The following is a 3,208-nucleotide window of genomic DNA, read 5'->3' as shown; positions in this document are numbered from 1 at the left end:
AGAGATCTCTTGAAGAATCACGCGGTGGCCGCGTCCACGTCCAGCATCGGGACGATCTCGGCGACCGCGCTACACCACTATCCGGGACTCAACTCGCCAGCCCGCCATTGACTGGCTCGGGCGGGGTCAGTTCTCCGAAAATGGCTGTGGAGCTCCGCGTATTAGATCAAAATGTTGTCCTCCGGGTTCTTTGTGTCCCGATCAACGTCGCCATGAGTATTTACACCTGTGGCGATCAGGGTGCTGTGCCTCGGATCGCCACACTTCTCGGCAACGCTTGTCGATCATCGTGAGGCGTGTTTTTCGGACGTGTATTGCTTGGCCGGATTGGGGCCAGTAAAGCCTCAATGCTGCTGCTTGCATGTCAGGTGTGCCCGAATGCTGGCTAGGATCTTGGCGCGATGCTCCGGGTTCGCTGCCATTTTCGTACGTTGAACATGTGAGCTTTCAAGTAATTCTTGTTCCCTCTTTCGCGCCAAGTCGGCCGATTTACGCTGTTCACTGGGCGATTCTCCGGTCCAGTCGATCCCATCGAGCCTGCGTCTGAGGTATGCCAACGGTGAGATCAGGCTTGATCTTGTTGGCCAGATCCACCCCCGGTCTGCGGTGTCTCGGGAAAGCGTCTGTGCGATGTCACGTCCTGTCCATCGCGTCGTATCGATCTTGACATCGCGGAGAAGATCACAGATCGCGCCGATATGTCCGGTCGGTCTGAGAGCCGGCGCATGGTTGACGAGTTCGGCTGCAGTCCTCTGAAGTGCCAGAGGCCGCGGTGTGATCCGAGAAGTGCTTCGTTTTTTTGTTGTGAGCTGGGCTCGCGCGTGAGCGCGTTGGTGAGTTCTTCCTAACGGAAGAACTTCAAAAGATAAAAAACCAACACTAGATAGGGTGTCAGTTCCTATCGGCCCTGGTCGACTGCTGTGGGGCTGATAGACGCGATTGACGTCGGGCCTCAGAGAGTTGTGAGCTCTGAGGCGGGTTGCTCTTTCAGAGGCGCGAGACGGTCGCGTCTTGGTGAGTTTGCGGTGAGGTGTCGTTGCCACGATTGTTCGTGGGGATGACAGTGACCATGTCGATGCAGCGCGGTGCTGTTGACCCCCGTGATGGGCTTCAGCAGCCAGAAATTCCAGGGTTTTGAGGTTCCGTCCCCGGACGTGTTCGATGCCCATTCCCAGCGCGATGAGCACTCGCCTGGCGCGATTGACAGAGGATTCGCTGACTTTGGCCCGGGCAGCGATCGTTGATTTCGCTGCGGAGACCCCGCGGCCGGTGTGCGATTCGGCGAAATGTGCGTGAGCTTGTGCCACTGCGTAAGCCTTGTCGGGCTTGATCAGGTTGCGCGCGCACAACGCCTTGCCAGCCGGGCTGGTGGTGTGATGGCGGAATTGGCGGAGCCATTCCCTGCGTGATGTCCACACTGGAACGCGTGCTTGTTCCGTTGGTTCGACAGGTAGGGACCAAGAGCGTCCACGCTGGTAAGTGGACTCGTTGAGTTGCCGTGTAGCGGATTCGAGGCGCGCGACACGTGAGAGAGCATCGTCGACTGCCGCTTGCCATTCGTCGACTTCTGTCGATTGAGGAACAGCGGATTGGGCGCCGATGCGCGACACGCCGAAGGTTGGTGATATGGAATGAGTTGGGCTGTATTCAGGGTATGCGCTACCCTGAGACATACCTGCCATAGGTAAGTCCCTTCCAGGGGGATGCAGTACGAGCAGAGAAAGCGCTAACTTTCGAAGCTCACCTCTCGAGAATGTTCGAGAACAGATGTCGGAGAACCTGCCAGTTCTCAGTCGACGTCAAGGACCTGCCAGTTCTCAGTCGACGTCAAGGACCTGCCAGTCCTTATTTCGCCGCGATGCGGTCCGCTCCCAATCACCCCCTTCGGGGGCCTTGTGCTTTTCAAGAGGTCTGCGCTGTTTAGTTAGGTATCGGGGCACTTCGTTCGTTGTCGGCTAGGGGCGGCCTCCCTGTCTGCGGATCCGCTGTACGCGCGTCACGGCCGCGGTTGTTCGGAAGGTCTGTTCGATCCGGCGGCCGCACATCGGTACCACTATGGGTACGGTGCTGGCTTGCTCGGATGGGACATTCGGGACGCAGAAGTGTGATCCGAGCGCCGCGAAAGCCGAAATGTGATCTGGACGTGCCAAAAATGACACCGCGAATACGTCCGCGAGTATGGCGGAATTGCGTTTCTGCGATATCATCGAGTAAGCACCGCCTCTTCCTTTCGAGGTAGTGGTGGTCACCGCCTCTTCCTTCACTGGGTTAGTGGTGGTCAGGGAGCTGGGAAGCTCTCACAACCGCATAAACGGACAGCCCCCGATGCCGCCAAGCCCTGGGGGTTGTTCGCTGTCTAGGGGTAGTTCATGCGCCGACCGCAAGCTGCTCGATGCGGCGCAGTGATCCAGCGGCCTCGACCTCAAGCAGTCTCAGCTGGTCCGGATGCAGTTTGTCGATGATGTAGTCCGGTATGTCCAGTCCATGGGTGATGGCCAGTATGAGCACGGAGTAATCCCCAGCAGGGATTCCGAGTTCGGCGGCCCGATCCTCGTACACCTTGTGCTGCTTGAGGGGAGCACGAGTCGCGATGTGTCCGCGAGGTCCCTTGTTGTGCTGTGCCATGAGGAAAGACTAGAACCAATCTGTAACTGATACGGGTAGGCGCGCTTGTTCGGTGTGTCGCGTGTGGTTGATGTTGCCATGGAGTTCTGAGGGATTTTGCGGCGGCCCGCCTCACAGGCCGCCGCCGGCCCGACCAGGAAGGGGCTTGACGGACCACCTCTGCGGCTTCGCTGAAGGTGGAGTTTGGGTGCGTTGGCGGTCGGCGGTTCGATGATGGGTCTAGCGTCGGAATCGGGTTGGATTCTTCGGGAGCGGATGGAGATGCTTGGCTCTCATGCTGTCAGACGCCGGGGAGGTTCATGTGCGACTGAACGCGGGGGAGGGGTTATGTAACCCGCGTGTTGGACGGCGCTTCCGCAGGCTGCTGCCGTGTGTCCTGGAGATGGATGGAGACGGGGGTCTGTGGACAGTCGATGGTGCGTCTGCGAGCTCGATGGCTCGGGTCACGTGTCGAGAGGAGCACCTGAAAGATCCGGAAAGGCACCTTATGAATCGCTCTGGGTTCGGTGGAGACTTCTGGCCTTGGAAACGAGGATGGAAGCATGCCGAATGAACGGGTGTCAGGGAGGCCGACGATGCGGCG

General features: G+C 58.9%; 1 protein-coding gene. It reads right to left on the bottom strand.

The genetic code is table 11. From position 1 onward, the window contains the following. Positions 1–2,367 precede the first annotated feature (2,367 nt). Positions 2,368–2,625 carry a hypothetical protein gene (locus ABH939_RS33065; protein ID WP_007733695.1) on the bottom strand — a complete coding sequence of 86 codons (258 nt, stop codon included), beginning with the start codon at positions 2,623–2,625 and terminating at the stop codon, positions 2,368–2,370. Between the last annotated feature and the right edge of the window lie 583 nt (positions 2,626–3,208).

Origin of the sequence: Rhodococcus sp. 27YEA6 (genome assembly GCF_044908235.1) — a bacterium.
GTDB lineage: Bacteria > Actinomycetota > Actinomycetes > Mycobacteriales > Mycobacteriaceae > Rhodococcus_F > Rhodococcus_F qingshengii.
This window is presented reverse-complemented; position numbering and strand designations above follow the sequence as displayed.

Excerpts from the sequence above, each read along its gene's own strand:
- ABH939_RS33065 (WP_007733695.1), bottom strand. The coding sequence starts at position 2,625 with ATGGCACAGCACAACAAGGGACCTCGCGGACACATCGCGACTCGTGCT.